This window comes from Maricaulis sp. B-26 (assembly GCF_056857855.1).
Window position 1 is genome coordinate 157,824 of record NZ_JBSXNX010000021.1, and the last position, 15,670, is coordinate 173,493.

The 15,670-nt window shown below is 65.0% G+C and carries 18 protein-coding genes; 12 read left to right on the forward strand and 6 right to left on the reverse strand.

Annotation, left to right across the window (positions count from 1 at the left end; translation table 11 throughout):
• The first annotated feature begins 1 nt into the window (after nt 1).
• From AC13HB_RS08490 to argE, 3 genes are read left to right on the forward strand one after another with little or no spacing between them, the layout of a single operon-like run.
• The gene (locus tag AC13HB_RS08490; protein ID WP_482949317.1) at nt 2-445 is read left to right on the forward strand and encodes a TadE/TadG family type IV pilus assembly protein; all 444 of its coding nucleotides are present in this window, start codon (nt 2-4) and stop codon (nt 443-445) included.
• Entirely contained in the window at nt 435-854 is a 420-nt protein-coding gene (locus tag AC13HB_RS08495) for a TadE/TadG family type IV pilus assembly protein (protein ID WP_482949318.1), read from the forward strand. The genes AC13HB_RS08490 and AC13HB_RS08495 overlap by 11 nt, the downstream gene beginning before the upstream one ends.
• A 46-nt stretch (nt 855-900) precedes the next feature.
• Nucleotides 901-2,058 carry an acetylornithine deacetylase gene (gene argE, locus AC13HB_RS08500; RefSeq protein ID WP_482949319.1) on the forward strand — a complete coding sequence of 386 codons (1,158 nt, stop codon included), beginning with the start codon at nt 901-903 and terminating at the stop codon, nt 2,056-2,058.
• A gap of 10 nt (nt 2,059-2,068) precedes the next feature.
• Here argE and AC13HB_RS08505 read toward each other — a convergent pair whose 3' ends face one another.
• Nucleotides 2,069-3,019, reverse strand: coding sequence for an acyl-CoA thioester hydrolase/BAAT C-terminal domain-containing protein (locus tag AC13HB_RS08505; RefSeq protein ID WP_482949320.1), 951 nt, complete (start codon nt 3,017-3,019; stop codon nt 2,069-2,071).
• A gap of 135 nt (nt 3,020-3,154) precedes the next feature.
• Nucleotides 3,155-4,360, reverse strand: coding sequence for an NAD-dependent epimerase/dehydratase family protein (locus AC13HB_RS08510; protein WP_482949321.1), 1,206 nt, complete (start codon nt 4,358-4,360; stop codon nt 3,155-3,157).
• A 317-nt stretch (nt 4,361-4,677) separates the two neighbouring features.
• Here AC13HB_RS08510 and gap point away from each other — a divergent pair, with 317 nt between their 5' ends.
• The 3 genes from gap (at nt 4,678) to AC13HB_RS08525 (ending at nt 8,076) form a co-directional block, all read left to right on the forward strand.
• A complete protein-coding gene (gene gap, locus AC13HB_RS08515) occupies nt 4,678-5,688 on the forward strand; it encodes a type I glyceraldehyde-3-phosphate dehydrogenase (protein WP_482949322.1) in 1,011 nt (336 codons plus the stop codon).
• A 20-nt stretch (nt 5,689-5,708) separates the two neighbouring features.
• Nucleotides 5,709-6,920 carry a phosphoglycerate kinase gene (locus AC13HB_RS08520; protein ID WP_482949323.1) on the forward strand — a complete coding sequence of 404 codons (1,212 nt, stop codon included), beginning with the start codon at nt 5,709-5,711 and terminating at the stop codon, nt 6,918-6,920.
• A 118-nt stretch (nt 6,921-7,038) separates the two neighbouring features.
• Nucleotides 7,039-8,076, forward strand: coding sequence for a class I fructose-bisphosphate aldolase (locus tag AC13HB_RS08525; protein WP_482949324.1), 1,038 nt, complete (start codon nt 7,039-7,041; stop codon nt 8,074-8,076).
• Between the two features lie 77 nt (nt 8,077-8,153).
• Here the strand turns inward: AC13HB_RS08525 and AC13HB_RS08530 are convergent, their stop codons facing one another.
• A complete protein-coding gene (locus AC13HB_RS08530) occupies nt 8,154-8,615 on the reverse strand; it encodes a peptidase S1 (RefSeq protein WP_482949325.1) in 462 nt (153 codons plus the stop codon).
• Between the two features lie 158 nt (nt 8,616-8,773).
• On the opposite strand from AC13HB_RS08530, the gene thiE reads away from it, so the two are divergent.
• From thiE to AC13HB_RS08550, 4 genes are all read left to right on the forward strand, one after another.
• A complete protein-coding gene (gene thiE, locus AC13HB_RS08535; protein ID WP_482949326.1) occupies nt 8,774-9,394 on the forward strand; it encodes a thiamine phosphate synthase in 621 nt (206 codons plus the stop codon).
• Nucleotides 9,395-9,468: 74 nt separating this feature from the next.
• Nucleotides 9,469-10,647, forward strand: a complete 1,179-nt coding sequence (locus tag AC13HB_RS08540; protein ID WP_482949327.1) for a tetratricopeptide repeat protein — start codon at nt 9,469-9,471, stop codon at nt 10,645-10,647.
• A 114-nt stretch (nt 10,648-10,761) separates the two neighbouring features.
• Nucleotides 10,762-11,328 carry an elongation factor P gene (gene efp, locus AC13HB_RS08545; protein ID WP_482949328.1) on the forward strand — a complete coding sequence of 189 codons (567 nt, stop codon included), beginning with the start codon at nt 10,762-10,764 and terminating at the stop codon, nt 11,326-11,328.
• A 4-nt stretch (nt 11,329-11,332) separates the two neighbouring features.
• The gene (locus AC13HB_RS08550; RefSeq protein WP_482949329.1) at nt 11,333-12,127 is read left to right on the forward strand and encodes an inositol monophosphatase family protein; all 795 of its coding nucleotides are present in this window, start codon (nt 11,333-11,335) and stop codon (nt 12,125-12,127) included.
• 11 nt (nt 12,128-12,138) lie between these two features.
• On the opposite strand, the gene AC13HB_RS08555 is transcribed toward AC13HB_RS08550, so the two are convergent.
• Entirely contained in the window at nt 12,139-12,750 is a 612-nt protein-coding gene (locus tag AC13HB_RS08555; protein WP_482949330.1) for an FMN-dependent NADH-azoreductase, read from the reverse strand.
• 269 nt (nt 12,751-13,019) lie between these two features.
• Between AC13HB_RS08555 and AC13HB_RS08560 the strand changes: the two genes are divergently transcribed.
• A complete protein-coding gene (locus AC13HB_RS08560; RefSeq protein ID WP_482949331.1) occupies nt 13,020-14,012 on the forward strand; it encodes a hypothetical protein in 993 nt (330 codons plus the stop codon).
• Nucleotides 14,013-14,015: 3 nt separating this feature from the next.
• Nucleotides 14,016-15,026, forward strand: coding sequence for a peptidoglycan -binding protein (locus tag AC13HB_RS08565; RefSeq protein WP_482949332.1), 1,011 nt, complete (start codon nt 14,016-14,018; stop codon nt 15,024-15,026).
• Between the two features lie 39 nt (nt 15,027-15,065).
• Here the strand turns inward: AC13HB_RS08565 and AC13HB_RS08570 are convergent, their stop codons facing one another.
• Nucleotides 15,066-15,371: a CcdB family protein gene (locus tag AC13HB_RS08570; RefSeq protein ID WP_482949333.1), complete on the reverse strand. Its 306-nt coding sequence runs from the start codon at nt 15,369-15,371 to the stop codon at nt 15,066-15,068.
• On the reverse strand, nt 15,372-15,626 hold the full coding sequence (locus AC13HB_RS08575) for a type II toxin-antitoxin system CcdA family antitoxin (RefSeq protein ID WP_482949334.1): 255 nt from the start codon (nt 15,624-15,626) through the stop codon (nt 15,372-15,374).
• Nucleotides 15,627-15,670: the final 44 nt, after the last annotated feature.

Genomic DNA, 15,670 nt, shown 5'->3' on the forward strand with positions numbered 1-15,670 from the left:
CATGATCAAGTCACTGGCTCTTGTTTGCGCCCAGGCGCGCCGTCTCCGCAAGAATCGCGAAGGTGCGGCCGCGGTCGAGTTCGCCTTGATCGTGCCCGTGCTGGCAGCCCTCCTGCTCGGCGTGTTCGATCTCGGCCAGATCGTGTTCGACCGGACCGATCTGCACTCCGCCGTTCGCAGCGGCGCCCAGTATTTCATGGCTGGCGGCGACGATACGCAAACGGCGGTCGACCTGATCAACCAGTCCTGGACCAATCGGCCGGAAGGCTCTGCGGTGACCGTGGAGCGTTGCTGCCTGTGCGCTGAGGCCGATGCGCCTTGCGGCCAGCTCTGCCCCGACGGCAGCGTGCCGGACATAATCCACCGCATCAGGGTAACCAGTCACTTCAGCGGAATCTTTGCCAAGTACGACGTCAATGTCGAGGAGGTGGTCCGTGCGCGCTAGATCTGCAATCGCCGGCCTGTTCCGGCGTTTCCGCCGCGATCGCTCCGGTGCCAATGCTCTGGAATTTGCGCTCGTCGCGCCTCCGCTGCTCTTCCTGATCATCGGCATCCTCCAGGTGTCCATGGCGCTCTACAAGGGCTCCACCGTGCAATGGGTGGCCGAGCGCGAGCTGCGCCAGGCGATGATCTCGAACGAGGTCAGTTCGGCCAGTCTGCAGCAATCCATCCAGGAAGAGCTGCGGGCGCTGGGCGACGACTTTCAGGTCGTCGTCGATTTCCAGGTCGACAATAGCGGTGCCGTGCCGGTCGGGCGGGTTCGTGTCGACTATAATTACCCGGTCGTCCTGCCGCTCATGGATACCTTCCAGGCCCAGTTCTCGGTCGATACCAGCGTACCGATGCCGAGCTGACGCATTCGGCGTTGACGGGACGGGAGCGGCTTGCCAGACCGGAGCCATGAGTCATCTCCAGACCGCCATCGCCGAGCTGCGCGACCTCGTCGCCTTCGACACAACGTCGCGCAATTCCAATCTGCCTCTGATCGACCATGTCGAGGCCAAGCTGACGGCGCTGGGCGCGCGCTGCGAGCGCATTCCCAACCCCGAGGGCACGAAGGCCAATCTCCATGCCGTGATCGGCCCGGAGGTGGATGGCGGCGTCGTCCTGTCCGGGCATACCGATGTCGTGCCCGTGGATGGTCAGCCCTGGTCGAGCGACCCCTGGACGCTGACGGAGAAGGACGGCCTCCTCTACGGTCGCGGCACCTGCGACATGAAGGGCTTTTCCGCCTGCATCCTCGCGCTCGCGCCGGTCTTCGCCATGGCCGAGCTGAAACGCCCGGTTCACATTGCCCTCTCCTTCGACGAGGAGGTCGGCTGTCTCGGAGCCCCGGCCATGATCGACCGCATCATGGAGGGCGACTACAAACCGTCCGTCGTCGTGGTCGGGGAGCCGACCGACATGAAGGTCGTGACCGCGCACAAGGGCCTGTTCTCGATGACGGTGCATGTGCACGGCAAGGAGGCCCATTCCAGCCTGGTGAAGGACGGGGCCTGCGCCGTTACCCACGCGGTGCCGCTGATGCAGTATCTCGTCGACCAGGCAACCGAGCTGGAGGCGGCAGCGCCTGCCTCGAGCCCCTTCAATCCGCCCTACGGAACGTTGACGATCGGGCAGATGGAAGGCGGGACCGCGCTCAATATCCTCGCCCTCGACGCCCAGTTCGGCACGCTGATGCGCCCGGCGCCCTGGGACAGGCCGCAGGAGATCGAGGCCGGCCTGCGCGAGCGAGCCGCGGCGATCGAGGCGAAGATGCGCGAGAGCGCGCCGGATGCGAAGATCGACGTCGTCGTCCGCTCCAACGTGCCCGCTTTCGCTCCGGAAGTGGATGGCGCCGCCGAACGTCTCGCACGCCAGCTCACCGGCGATAATTCCACCCGGGTCGTCAGCTACGGCACCGAGGCCGGCCAGTTCCAGCAGGCCGGCCTCTCCGTCGTCGTCTGCGGCCCCGGCTCCATCGAACAGGCCCACCAGCCCGACGAATTCGTGGCGATCAGCCAGCTGGAAGAGTGCTGTGTGTTTCTGGAGAAGCTGGTGAAGGTTTTGGAGCGCTAGCGCGCGGGCACTATTCGATCACTGCCTCGCATCGCCCGGCCAGCGCCTCCGACTGCAGGGTAGTGTGTACAAAGGCTATGACCTGCGCTCTCGCGTCGGCGTCCGACAGCACGAAGTGATCGAATGCGCCGATCTCGGCCCGCAGGGGCGTGTCCGAGTTCAGGCGCTCCGCGCGTTCCATGATCGCGCGAGCCATGTCGGCTGAGGGCCACATCTCGTCCTGCGTTCCGGCCAGGAGTAGGGTCGGCTGTGCAATCCGCTCTACCGGGATGATCGCATCGGCGACGGCTGCTTCGTTCCGCAAGGCATCCTCATGATACCGGCCGACACGGAGACGGTCGCGGAAGACGTCAGGCAGGCGGGCGGAGAGCCAAGGGTAGGGGACGAAGTCTATAGGTTCCCCGTCCATGGACCAGCTCGACCGGACCTGAATCGTGACATGGGGCGCCTGCCAGACGACATGGCTCGGCGCTGCGGAGACGAAGGCATCGGCGAGGGGCATGCTTTCGGGAGCGAGCCTGTCTCCGTGGGAGGCCAGAAGCAGGGCGAGTTCGCCGCCCTTGGATACGCCTATGACGGCCATGCATCTTCGGGTCGCGCCTCTCGTCTGCCGGGCGAGCGTAAGGCCCGTCGCGATCGGTTCGAGCGGACGCTCGATCAGCCGCAGCGGCTGCCCCTCATGGCCGAAATAGGACAGGCTCAGGGTCGAGAATCCCGAACGGCGCAGGTCCCGGCCCATCGCACCCGACCACAATCCGCCTTCCGAGCCGCCCAGTAAAACGACCAGCGGCGTGATCCGGTCGGCATCGGGGTCGATCTCGGCCAGTTGGAAAATGAGACCGGCTTGCTCGAAGGGCTCGGTGATTGAGATGGATTCCGGCGTGTCGGCCGAATTCGCACTTCCCGCCGCCAGAGGCGAAAGCACAAGCAGGACAAGACTGGCGCGGAGGAATGGAAACATGACCCGTCGCATTGCGTGTATCCGTAAAGATAACACGCAATGCGACGGGTCTGTCAAAACGGTCGCGCCGCCAACAACCACAAACAAAAAGGGCGCCCCGAGAGGCGCCCTTCGTGTATCCGGTAGACGGAAGATCTATTCCGCGGCGGTTTCGGCCGGCTTGGTGGCGGCGTCCTCGCGGGTTTTGCCCCAGTAGGAGATGCAGGGGATCTTGGTCTTGTCGCAGCGGTCCGCATATTTGCGGGCGATGTCGGTGACTTCTTCCATGAGGCCTTCGGCAAGCGTGGTCGGCTTGAGGCCCATCTGCAGGAAGGTGTCGTTCTCGACGTGCAGCTCGTTCTCGTCCGCCTCGTTGCGCGGGTTGGGCACGAGCTGGACTTCGGCGCCGGCCAGGTCGGCGATCATCTTGGCCAGGTCGCGGACGCGGTGCGTCTCGGTCATCTGGTTGAGGATGCGGACCTTCTCGCCGGCCTGCGGCGGGTTCTCGACGGCCAGCTGGATGCAGCGGACCGTGTCCTGGATGTGGATGAAGGCGCGCGTCTGGCCGCCCGTGCCGTGCACGGTGAGCGGATAGTCGACGGCGGCCTGCATCAGGAAGCGGTTCAGCACGGTGCCGTAATCGCCGTCATAGTCGAAACGGTTGATCAGGCGCTCGTCGCGCTTGGTCTCTTCCGTCTGCGTCCCCCAGACGATGCCCTGGTGGAGATCGGTGATCTTCACCTTGTCGTTCTTGTTGTAGAAATGGAAGAAGAGCTGATCCTGGGTCTTCGTCATGTGATAGATCGAGCCCGGATTGGCCGGATACAGGATTTCCTGGTCCTGAAGGCCGTTCTCGGTCTCCACCTTCACCTTGAGATAGCCCTCGGGGATTTTCATTCCGGCCGTGCCGTAGCCGTAGACGCCCATCGTGCCGAGGTGGACGAGATGGATGTCACGGCCGGAGTCGACGATCGCGGCGAGCACGTCGTTCGTGGCGTTGAGATTGTTGTCGACCGTGTAGCGCTTGTGGCGCGCCGATTTCATCGAGTACGGCGCGGCGCGCTGCTCGGCGAAATGGACGATCGTGTCGGGCTGTTCGGCCTCGATGAGGTCGACCAGTTCCTGATAGTCCTTGCCGATATTCATGTCGACGAAACGGATGTCCCGTCCGGACACATCCTTCCAGGCCGCGAGCCGTTCGCTCATCGGACGGATCGGCGTGAGAGACTCGACTTCAAGCTCGATATCAATCTTGCGGCGCGAAAGATTGTCGACGATGACGACATCGTGGCCGAGATTGGAGAGGTGAAGTGCAGTCGGCCATCCGCAGAAGCCGTCTCCGCCGAGAACGATTACTTTCATGTGTTACGCCTGCCCTTGACGTTAATCCCAATTCTGATGCGGTTCTCGCAGCAGGGCAGGCAGTTTTCAAGTCCCGGCCTGCGCCCGGAGGCGGGGCATGGCGTCACAGGTCGGCGTCGCGGACGCGCCGCAGCCTTCGCGAAACACCGTCATCCTGTTGAAGTCCCGACGCTCTTTGCAACGAAATGGATCAATTATGAGCGGCTGCGACGCGATAGCCGCATCGCATCGGTGGACGACAGGCCGAAAGGCCGCTAAATCCGCGCCAACTTCCGCCGGAGGCGTTGTCTCCGGTCTGCTTCAAAGGAGATATGAGCATGGCTCTTCGGGTTGCGATCACCGGTTTTGGCCGTATTGGCCGCCTGACGCTGCGCGCCATTCTGGAAAATCAGCGCTGGGGCGAGGTTGAAGTCGTCGCCATCAATGACAGCTCGACGCCGGAGACCAATGCGCACCTCCTGACCTATGACAGCGTGCACGGCCGCTATCCGGGCGAGATCAAGGTCGGCGACGACTGGATCGATGCCGGCTTCGGCAAGATCCAGAAAGTCTCCAATCGCGATCCGTCCAAACTGCCCTGGAATGACCTTGGCATCGATGTGGTTCTCGAGTGCACCGGCAAGTTCAACTCCAAGGAAGGCTCGATGGCACACATCGAGTCGGGTGCGAAGAAAGTGCTATGCTCCGCACCGGCCAAGAATGCCGACAAGACCATCGTCTACGGCGTGAACCATGACCAGCTGACCGCCGAGGACGTGATCGTCTCCAACGCGTCCTGCACCACGAACGGCCTGGCGCCGGTCGCCAAGGTGCTTAACGACTCGGTCGGCATCGAGCGCGGCCACATGACCACGATCCACGCCTATACGGGCGACCAGCCCACGCTGGACCGCAATCACAAAGACCTGCACCGCGCCCGTGCCGCAGCCATGTCGATGATCCCGACCTCGACCGGCGCGGCGAAGGCCGTCGGCCTGGTCCTGCCGGAGCTCGTCGGCAAGCTGGACGGCGCCGCCGTGCGCGTGCCGACGCCGAACGTCTCGCTGATCGACCTGGTCTTCAATCCGGGCCGCGCCACGAGCGAAGCCGAGATCGCCGAGGCCATCAAGGCTGCCGCGGACGGTCCGATGAAGGGCGTTCTGGGCTATGACAGCATCCCGCTCGTCTCGATCGACTATAATCACGACAGCCGCTCCTCGATCGTCGCCGTCGACAAGATCAAGGTGATCGACGAGCGCCTCGTCCGGGTGATGACCTGGTACGACAATGAATGGGGCTTCGCCTGCCGGATGGTCGATACGACCGTCGAGATGGGCAAGTATCTCTGATCCCGCACCGAGGTAAGACCATGACCACGATCCGCCGTATCCAGGACGCCGAAATCGCGGGCAAGCGCGTCCTCGTTCGTGTCGATTTCAACGTGCCGATGAAGGACGGGGAAGTCAGTGACGCCACCCGTCTGGAAGCCGCTCTACCGACCATCGACCTGCTGCGCGAAAACGGCGCACGGATCGTGCTCCTCGCCCATTTCGGCCGTCCCAAGGGACAGGTCGTTCCGGAGATGTCGCTCGAGCCGGTCTGCCAGCCGCTCGCCGACCTCCTGGGCGAAGCTGTCATGTTCTGCACTGAAACGGTGGGTGACGAAGCCTTGTCCGCCGTCGCGGACATGGAAGACGGCGACGTCATGCTGATGGAAAATACGCGTTTCCACGCCGGCGAGGAGAAGAACGATCCGGACTTCGCACGCGCCCTTGCCGATCTCGGCGACATCTATGTCGACGACGCCTTCTCGGCTGCGCACCGCGCCCATGCCTCGACCGAAGGCGTGGCGCGTCTGCTGCCGGCCTATGCGGGCCTCGCCATGCAGCGCGAGATCGATCATCTGGTCGCGGCGCTGGAAGAGCCCGAGCGTCCGGTGATCGCCCTGGTGGGCGGCGCCAAGGTCTCGACCAAGATCGACCTGCTTCGCAATCTGGTGAAGAAGGTCGACGTGCTCTTCGTCGGCGGCGGCATGGCCAATACGCTGCTCCACGCCCAGGGCGTGAAGGTCGGCGCCAGCCTGTGCGAGACCGATCTGGTCGATACGGCCCGCCTCATCCTGGCCGCAGCCGAGGAAGCCGGCTGCAAGCTGATGCTGCCGAGCGATGTCGTACTGGCCAAGGAATTCAAGGCCAATCCGGAAACGCGTCTGGCGGCCGTCACCGACGTGCAGGACGACGAGATGATCCTCGATTGCGGCCCGGCGACCGTGGTCGCGCTGGGGCTGGAGATCGACAATGCCCGCACGCTCATCTGGAACGGTCCGCTCGGCGCGTTCGAGACACCGCCCTTCGACACGGCGACCGTTGCGGCAGCCCGGCAGGCGGCCGATGCGGTCAAGGAAAACGGTCTCGTTGCCGTGGCGGGCGGCGGCGATACGGTTGCGGCGCTCAACCAGGCGGACGTGGCCGAAGATTTCACCTTCATTTCGACGGCAGGCGGCGCTTTCCTGGAATGGATGGAAGGCAAGGAGCTGCCGGGCGTCAGCGTCTTGCGCGACGAAGCGGAAATGGTCGCCTGAGGCAATTTCCTGCGCAGTAGGAATCAGTAACGAGGCGCGCTAAAACGCCGCGTCGGCAATCAACTGGACGGGCCGGACAGGGTCGTCCGCAACGAGCTATCGAAGCTGGGGATACGTGATGGATCTCGATCAACTCAATGAAACCGCCTGCGCCATGGTCGCGCCGGGCAAGGGCCTTCTGGCGGCGGACGAGTCCACCGGTACGATCGGCAAGCGCTTTGCCCAGATCGGCCTGGAGAACAACGCGGACAATCGCCGCGACTGGCGCGAGATGCTGTTCCGCACCGAGCCGGCCATGAGCGAGCACGTGTCCGGCGTGATCATGTATGACGAGACGCTGCGCCAGAACGCCAAGGACGGCACGCCGCTGGTCAAGCTGATCCGCGATGCGGGCGCCATTCCGGGCATCAAGGTCGACACCGGTGCCAAGGACCTCGCCGGCGCCGACGGCGAGAAGATCACCGAGGGCCTGGACGGTCTGCGCGACCGTCTCGCCGATTACTACGAGATCGGCGCCCGCTTCGCGAAATGGCGCGCCGTGATCAATATCGGCCGCGACGGCGACGAGAGCGTGCCGAGCCAGTACTGCATCAACACCAATATGCACGCGCTCGCCCGCTACGCCATGCTGTGCCAGGAAGCCAGCATCGTTCCGATCGTCGAGCCTGAAGTCATCATGGACGGCGATCACTCCATCGAGCGCTGCTATGAAGTGACCGAATTTGCACTCAAGACGCTCTATCGCGAGCTGTTCGACCAGGGCGTCATGCTGGAAGGCACGATCCTCAAGCCGAACATGGTGATCTCGGGTACGGAAAATTCCGATCGCGCCGGTGTCGAGGAAGTCGCGGACATGACGGTCCAGTGCCTGGCCAATTGCGTGCCGGCCGCGGTGCCGGGCATCGCCTTCCTGTCGGGCGGCCAGTCCGACGAGGAAGCCACCGCGCATCTCGCCGCCATGAATGAAGGCTATGACCTGCCCTGGCCGCTGACCTTCTCCTACGGCCGTGCCCTGCAGCACGCCCCGCTCATGACCTGGGGCGGGAAGCCGGAAAATGTCAGCGCTGCCCAGGCGGCCTTCAACCACCGCGCCCGGATGAACGGTCTGGCTGCGCTCGGCGAGTACGCGCCGGACATGGAAAAAGAGCTGGCCTAGGCACCGCCGTTTTCCACGGACACGAAAAACCCCGGAGCCTCCGGCTCCGGGGTTTCTTTTTGCGTATCCGCGGGGCGTCAGCCGCCGATTTCGGAAATGCGCAGCTGGGCCGGAGCCGTCGACGAGCCGTAGGTGCCGACCCAGATGTCGTACTGGCCGGATTGCGGGTTCGACCACCAGACCATCGGGTCGAAGCCGTTGCTGTCGTCATTGCAGTACCAGGAACCGTCCGGAGCGTTGACGACGATCGTCGTATCCGAGCCGGAGCTGGCGCTGATGTAGAGCGGCATGCTGCCGGCGGAGTAGTTGAGACGATAGTCCGGCGCATTGGCGATCATGCCGACGCAGCTTCCGCCGATGCTGGAACCGGCATTGATGCCGCCGCCTGCGGTCAGGTTCACCGAATACGGATCCGGCATGAAGCCGGCCGACAGCGAGGTGCCGCCATAGGTCGGGTTGAGCGACCAGTCCTGGGCTGCGGCCAGACCGGTGAGCGAAGCAGCGGCGATGCCGGCTGCGAGAATGGTTTTGATCGACATGAAAATCCCCTGAAACACTTGCGGCCTGTTCTTGACCGCAAGACCACAATATCGCCGCGTACATGAAGGCTGTATGAACGGTGTTCATGTTTCCTGTGGGGGCGGGCCGGTGCGCTGGCGCGCTTGTCTATTCCGGTCGGCACTGCCAAATAGCCCCCATGACCTGCCAGCTTTATCTCATCACGCCGCCGCGTATCGACGCGGATTTCGCGGGCACGCTCGCTGCTGCACTTGATGCCGGCCCGGTGGCGGCCCTGCAGATCCGGCTCAAGGATCACACCCGCGACGAAATCCGGACTCTCGCGCCGGCACTTGTCGCAGTGGCGCAGGAGCGCGGCGTGGCGGCCATTCTCAATGACGATGCGGAACTCGCGGCGGAGCTCGGCTGCGACGGGGTTCATATCGGCCAGGAGGACGGCCGGGTGAAGGATGCCCGCGCGGTCATGGGCAAGGACCGCACGATCGGCGTGACCTGCCATGACAGCCGGCATCTCGCCATGATCGCCGGCGAGGCCGGTGCCGACTATGTCGCCTTCGGGGCCTTCTATCCGACACAGACCAAGGACGCGCCGACGCAGGCATCGCCGGATATCCTGCGCTGGTGGGTGGAGCTGTTCGAACTGCCCTGCGTCGCCATAGGCGGGATCACCCCGGAAAACGCAACGCCGCTGGTCGAGGCGGGCGCGGATTTCCTCGCGATATCTTCCGGCGTCTGGCAGCACCCGGACGGCCCGGAAGCCGCCGTCCGCGCTATCGCCGGCATCTGCGCCACCGACTGAACGCGACCCTAACATTTCCCTCACAAACCGGGCCGGCCTCTTGACCGAACGGCTCCGTATGCGCTGATACACGCATGATCCGATCTGTTCTGTCCGTTTTTCTGTCTGCGTCCTGCCTCTGCGTTGCGGGTCTGTCTGGCGCTGCCTTCTCGCAGCAGACAGCACCCGACGAGGCGGCCAGTGCCCCGCTCAGCTTCCCGGAAGAGCTCATCCTTCTGCCCGAAAATGTGCAGGCCGAGGCGCGCAGTGGCGAGGACGCGGCGGAGACCGTCGAAATCCCCGATCATCTCGGGCCGGTCGAAGAGGCCTGGTACCGGGCGCAGGTCGCCTATATCGGCGAGGACTGGTTTGCGGCGCGGCGCTATGCCGAGACGGCGGCCGTGGGCGGTAATGTCGAGGCGGCGCTGCTGTCGGGCATCATGGCGCGCGATGGCCGTGGCGGCGACCGGGACCTGCAGGCGGCCGTGGGCTGGTTCCGACGGGCCGCCGACCAGGGCGAACCGGTCGCGCTCTATCAGCTCGGCCTGCTCGCACGGCTCGACGATGCGTCGCTGGATCTCGGCGAGGCGCGGTCCTGGTTCGAGCGCGCGGCGCGCGGCAATCATATCGCCGGCATGGTCGCCTACGCCGTCGAATTGCGGAACTCTCCCCTTCCGCAGGAACAGGCGTCCGCACGCCAGTGGGCCGAGCGGGCGGCGCAGCAGGATTCCGCGGAAGGCATGTACCAGCTGGCCCGTCTCTATGATGAAGGCATTGGCGGCGCGCGTGACGCCGACGGCGCTCGCGTCTGGTATCTCCGGGCGGCGGAGAAGGGCCATGGCGAGGCGGCCTTCCAGGCCGGTATGATGTGGGCCGACGGCGCGGGCGGCGAGGCGGACGATCGCGAGGCACGCCGCTGGCTCCGTGTCGCGGCCGAGAGCAATTACGCCCCGGCGCAGGGCCAGTACGGCCTCATGCTGTATCAGGGGCGCGGCGGTCCGGCCCTGCCCGACGATGCCGCCTACTGGTTCGAGCGCGGCGCGCAGGGCGGCGATGCGGAGAGCCAGTTCCTCTACGCCTTCGTGCTGGCGCGGGGCGAGGGCGTGGAACAGGATTTCGAGACCGCCTATCGCTGGACGCTGGCCGCGGCGACAGACGCGCTCGGCGCGCCGGTGCACGACCGTGATCGCGACCGGCTCCAGGCCGGGCTCGAAGGGGCGCTGCCGCCGGATGTGAGTGCCCGTATTCGCGCGGAGATGGGCCAGGCGGACTGAGGCGATTGCGCCACGCCGCTTGCCGTTGCCGGTCCTCGCTGATAGGAGATCGCGACTTCGCGGCCCTCCCGGCCGCGCACGGGTATCCGGGATGATCTCCCAACAGGTGATGGCATGAAAATCAACGGTAACGAAATCAAGCCGGGCAATGTCCTGATGCATCAGGACTCGCTCTGGGTGGCGGTCAAGACCGAGCACGTCAAGCCGGGCAAGGGCGGCGCCTTCGCCCAGGTCGAGTTGAAGAATTTGCTCGACGGCCGCAAGCTCAACGAGCGTTTCCGCGCCGCCGACAAGGTCGAGCGCGTGCGCCTGGAGCAGAAGGATCACACCTTCCTCTTCTCCAGCGACGACATGCTCACCTTCATGGACGCCGAGACCTACGAGCAGATCGAGCTGCAGAAGGATTTCGTCGGCGAGGAGCGCGCCGCTTACCTGACCGACGGCATGACTGTCGTCGTCGAATTCCACGAGGACCGTCCGATCGGCATTTCCCTGCCGCAGCACGTGACCCTGGAAATCGCCGAGACCGAGCCGGTCGTGAAGGGCCAGACCGCGGCGAACTCCTACAAGCCGGCGATCCTGTCCAATGGCGTGCGCACATCCGTCCCGCCCTTCGTCGGCGTCGGCGAGAATATCGTCGTGGCGACCGAAGACGGTTCCTACGTCAAGCGCGCGGACTGATCCCGTGGGCACACTTTCTCCCCTCCTCACGGTGATGACTGATGTGGCCGGCCGCGCCGGCCGCTCGCTCAACCGCGATTTCCGCGACATCGAGCACCTGCAGGTCTCGCGCAAGGGCCCGTCCGATTTCGTCTCCAAGGCGGATCACAAGGCCGAGGACATCATCTATGATCGCCTGATGCAGGCCCGCCCGGGCTATGGCTTCCTCATGGAAGAGCGCGGCATTGTGGAAGGCACGGACAAGTCCCACCGCTGGATCGTCGATCCGCTGGACGGGACCACCAACTTCCTGCACGGCATGCCTCACTTCGCCGTCTCCATCGCACTGGAGCGAGAGGGCGAGCTGGTTGCGGGCGTGATCTACAATCCGGCCTCCGACGAGATGTTCCATGCTGAAAAGGGCCGCGGTGCCTGGCTGGCCGACCGGCGCCTCCGCGTGGCCGACCGCAAGCATTTCGACGAGGCGGTGATCGCCACCGGCATGCCCTTCTCGGGCAAGACCGGCCATGCCAGTTTCCTCAAGGAATTGCACCAGGTCATGCCGGCCACGGCAGGTATCCGCCGCATGGGTTCTGCCGCCCTCGACCTCGCCTGGGTCGCGGCCGGTCGCTATGACGGCTTCTGGGAACGCAATCTGAAAAGCTGGGACATCGCCGCCGGCATCGTTCTGGTGAAGGAAGCCGGCGGCTTTGTCGGTGAGATCGACGGCAGGGACGACGTGCTGGGCACGGGCAATATCCTGGCCGGCAACGAGGCCATGATCGGCTTCCTGGGCGAGCGGCTGAACGCCGCCCGCTGACATCAGGCGGTTCAGGCCGCCAGTTCACGAATATCTGACAGAGCGGCGTCGATGGCTTCGGCGCCGTTTGTCATTTGCTGACCGGCATTGATGACGGTTACATCGGTGATGCCGACGAAGCCGAGAATGTGCTTCATATAGGTTGAGGCGAAGTCGATATCGCTGCCCGCCGGCGTTCCGCCTGAAGCGTAGACCAGGATGGCTCGCTTGTTCTCGAGCAGGCCGACCGGACCGTTCTCGGTATAGCGGAAGGTTTCGCGGGCACGGGCGATCAGGTCGACCCAGGCCTTCAGCGCAGCCGGTATCCCGAAATTGTAGACCGGCAGGCCGATCACGATCGTGTCGGCGGCCTTCAGCTCCGCCACGAGCTGGTCGGACAAGGCGAGCGCCGCCTTCTGCTCGTCGTCGCGCTCGGCCGGATCGGTGAAATTGGCCCCAATCCAGCTCTGGTCCACGAAGGGAAGCCGGGTCTCGGCAAGGTCGCGCCTCGCCACGGACGTTTGCGGTGCCACGCCAATAAGCCGTTCGATCACCTTGTCGGTCAGCTCCCGCGAACTGGAATTTTCGTGCCGCATGCTGGCATCGACGCGAAGAATGCGGGGGGCGTTGTCATTGCGGGTCATCTTGTCTCTCCTCGGAGCGCGCCGGGCCTGGCCGGTGGGCCGTCTGCCGGGCGACGTGAATGCGATGACGTCAATATGTGTGTGTCCGGTTCGGCGATAAACAGGGTGTGAGGAAGGCTGAAACTTCCAAATTGGAAATAATTCCCGGAACTATTCCGGTCGGCCACGCACCGATGGTGATAGCGCCCGGGCAGAAGGCCTTTGACCTCGCCTCCAAATTGTCCCAATCCGGAAGGAGACAGGACGTCTGTTAGGAGTGAGGGGACACGATGCCGGTACGCGACCCGATGGGCGGAGAAGAGCTTGCACCCGAAGTCCGGTTCACCGGGCCGGGGCGATATATCGTCTGGATGGCGATTTTCACGGCGAGCGTCGCCGCGATCGCGCTCTCCCTTTACGGGCCGTTGCAGGCCGCCTTCATGGCCAATCCCGCGATCAATGGCCTGATCCTCGCCGTCCTCGTGATCGGCGTGATCTACACCTATGCCCAGGCGCTGGGGATCGGACCGGCCGCGCGTTGGCTGCTGCGTTTCCGATCGGCGGAAGACAAGGCGAGCCTGCCGGCTCCGCCCGCCCTGATCGCGCCCATGGCGTCGATGATCTCCCATACCTCCGGCAAGGTCAGCCTCTCGGCCGGATCCGTGCGCACCGTGCTCGACTCGGTCGCCGCGCGCATGTCCGAGGCCGGTGCGTTCACGCGCTATTTCGGACGCCTTCTGATCTTCCTGGGTCTGCTGGGCACGTTCTGGGGCCTGCTCGAAGTCGTCGGCGCCGTCGGCGAGGCCGTGCGCGCCGTAACGGAAAGCTCGAGCGGCGGCGAGGCGGACGTCATGCGCCTCATGTCGGCCATCGAGGACCCGATCCAGGGCATGGGCACGGCCTTTGCCTCCTCGCTCTTCGGTCTCGCAGGCTCGCTCGTCATCGGTTTCCTCGACCTTCAGGCCAGCCGCGCCCAGAACCGTTTCTACAACGAGATCGAGGAATGGCTCTCCTCCATTTCGCGCCTGGCGGCAGCGGGACCGGCCAGCGCGGGCGATGGCGAGATGTCGCCGGCCTATGTCGGCGCGCTGCTTGAGCAGACGGCCGAGACCCTCGACCGGCTCGCCCACACGATGGAGCGGCATACGCGCCAGCTCGACACGACACTGCAGCGCTATGCCGAGGACAGCCGCGCCAGCCAGGAAGAGACCACACGCGCCCTGCGCGACGAGATACGGGTGCTCATCCGGTCCCTGCAATCGCGGGAGCGGGGAGGGGAGTAAACCATGTCGTCGCCCCGTTTTGCGCGTTTCCAGGAAGCCGATAGCGGCGATTACTGGCCGGGCTTCGTCGATGCTCTGGCCACGCTGCTTCTCGTCATCGTCTTCCTTCTCTCGATCTTCGTCGCCGGCCAGTTCGCCCTGTCGCGCGCCCTGACGGGCCGCGACGAGCAGCTCGCCGCCCTCAATGCCCAGCTGGCGCAGCTCGCCGACGAGCTCTCCCTGGCGCGCGACGAGAATGCCGAACTCGATCTGCGCATCACTGGGCTGGAAGCCGAGATCACCGTCCTCGAGGAAGAACGCGACGCGCTCACCGGGGCTCTCGCCATGGCCAACACCCAGGCCGAGGATCTGCGCGCCGAACTCAGCGCCGAGCAGGAGCTTTCCGAGGAAAGCCGCCGGGCGCTGATGCTGCTGAACCAGCAGATGCAGGTGCTGCGCGACCAGATCGCCACACTCAATGCCGCCCTGGACGCTGCCGAGCAGCGGGCCGAGGAGGCCGAGGCGCAGGTGATCAATCTCGGCGAACGCCTCAATGCGGCCCTGGCCGAGCGCGCCGCCGAGCTCGCCGTCTACCGCTCCGACTTCTTCGGACGGCTGCGCGAAATTCTCGGAAACCGCACGGGCGTAAGGATTGTGGGCGATCGTTTCGTTTTCGAAACGGACGTGCTCTTCCCCTCCGGATCGGCGGCTCTCTCCAGCGAGGGCCGGGAAAGCCTGCGTCCGATCGCGGCGGCGATCATCCAGCTGACCGACGAGATCCCGGACGATCTGGATTGGGTGATCCGCATCGACGGCCACACCGATCCTGTCCCGATTCGCACGACCTACCCGTCCAACTGGCATCTCTCGGCCGCCCGCGCGATCTCGGTCGTGCAATGGATGACCGAACTCGGCGTCCCGCCCGAGCGCCTGGTCGCCGCCGGCTTCGGCGAACACCACCCGATCGCTTCGGGCCGGAGCGCGGAAGCCAATGCCCGGAACCGCCGCATCGAGCTGAAGCTGACGTCGCGGTAGGGGGCAGGCAGGTATTCTCGCGCCGCTCGATGGCTGCCCTCAATACCCCTGAAACAGAAAGTCCATCGCCGCGATAATGCTGTCGCGGTGGTTCTTGATGTTCCCGACGGGGCGGCCGAGCCAGTGCAGGGGCTGCGCACCGATATCCGGTGTGACGAGCACGTAGCGCTTTTCGTCGATGACAAGAACGGGCTTCAACCCGGGCAAGACCGGTTCTTCCCCGTCCCCGATTTCGCGGAGCGGGATGACGACGCGGCTGGCGATGTCGTCGAGGACGTCGCTCTGGACATTCACCAGTAGCGGGATGCGCCAAGTGTCGACCCGGTAGAGATCGAAGCGGGCCATCTAGTCGTCATTCGGCTGAGCCCACCAGGGCGTCGGCAGGAGCATGCCCTCTCGCTCGATCCGCCTGTTGTGCGCCTGGATCGCCTCCCGGTTCTCTTCCTTCCAGCGGCGGCCCTTCTCCTCGCGGATGGCGGCCTCGATGCCCGCTTCGGCGGCGCGGGAGAGGTTGAGGCCCAGCGCGCGCGCCTCCGCCATCACGTCCTCGCGGACGGTGAGATTGGTGCGTTTGCGCTGCGCCGGGGCATCATACTTCATCGCGGGCTCGCTTCCTGTGACAGGGTTTCAAGTATGCGCATGAA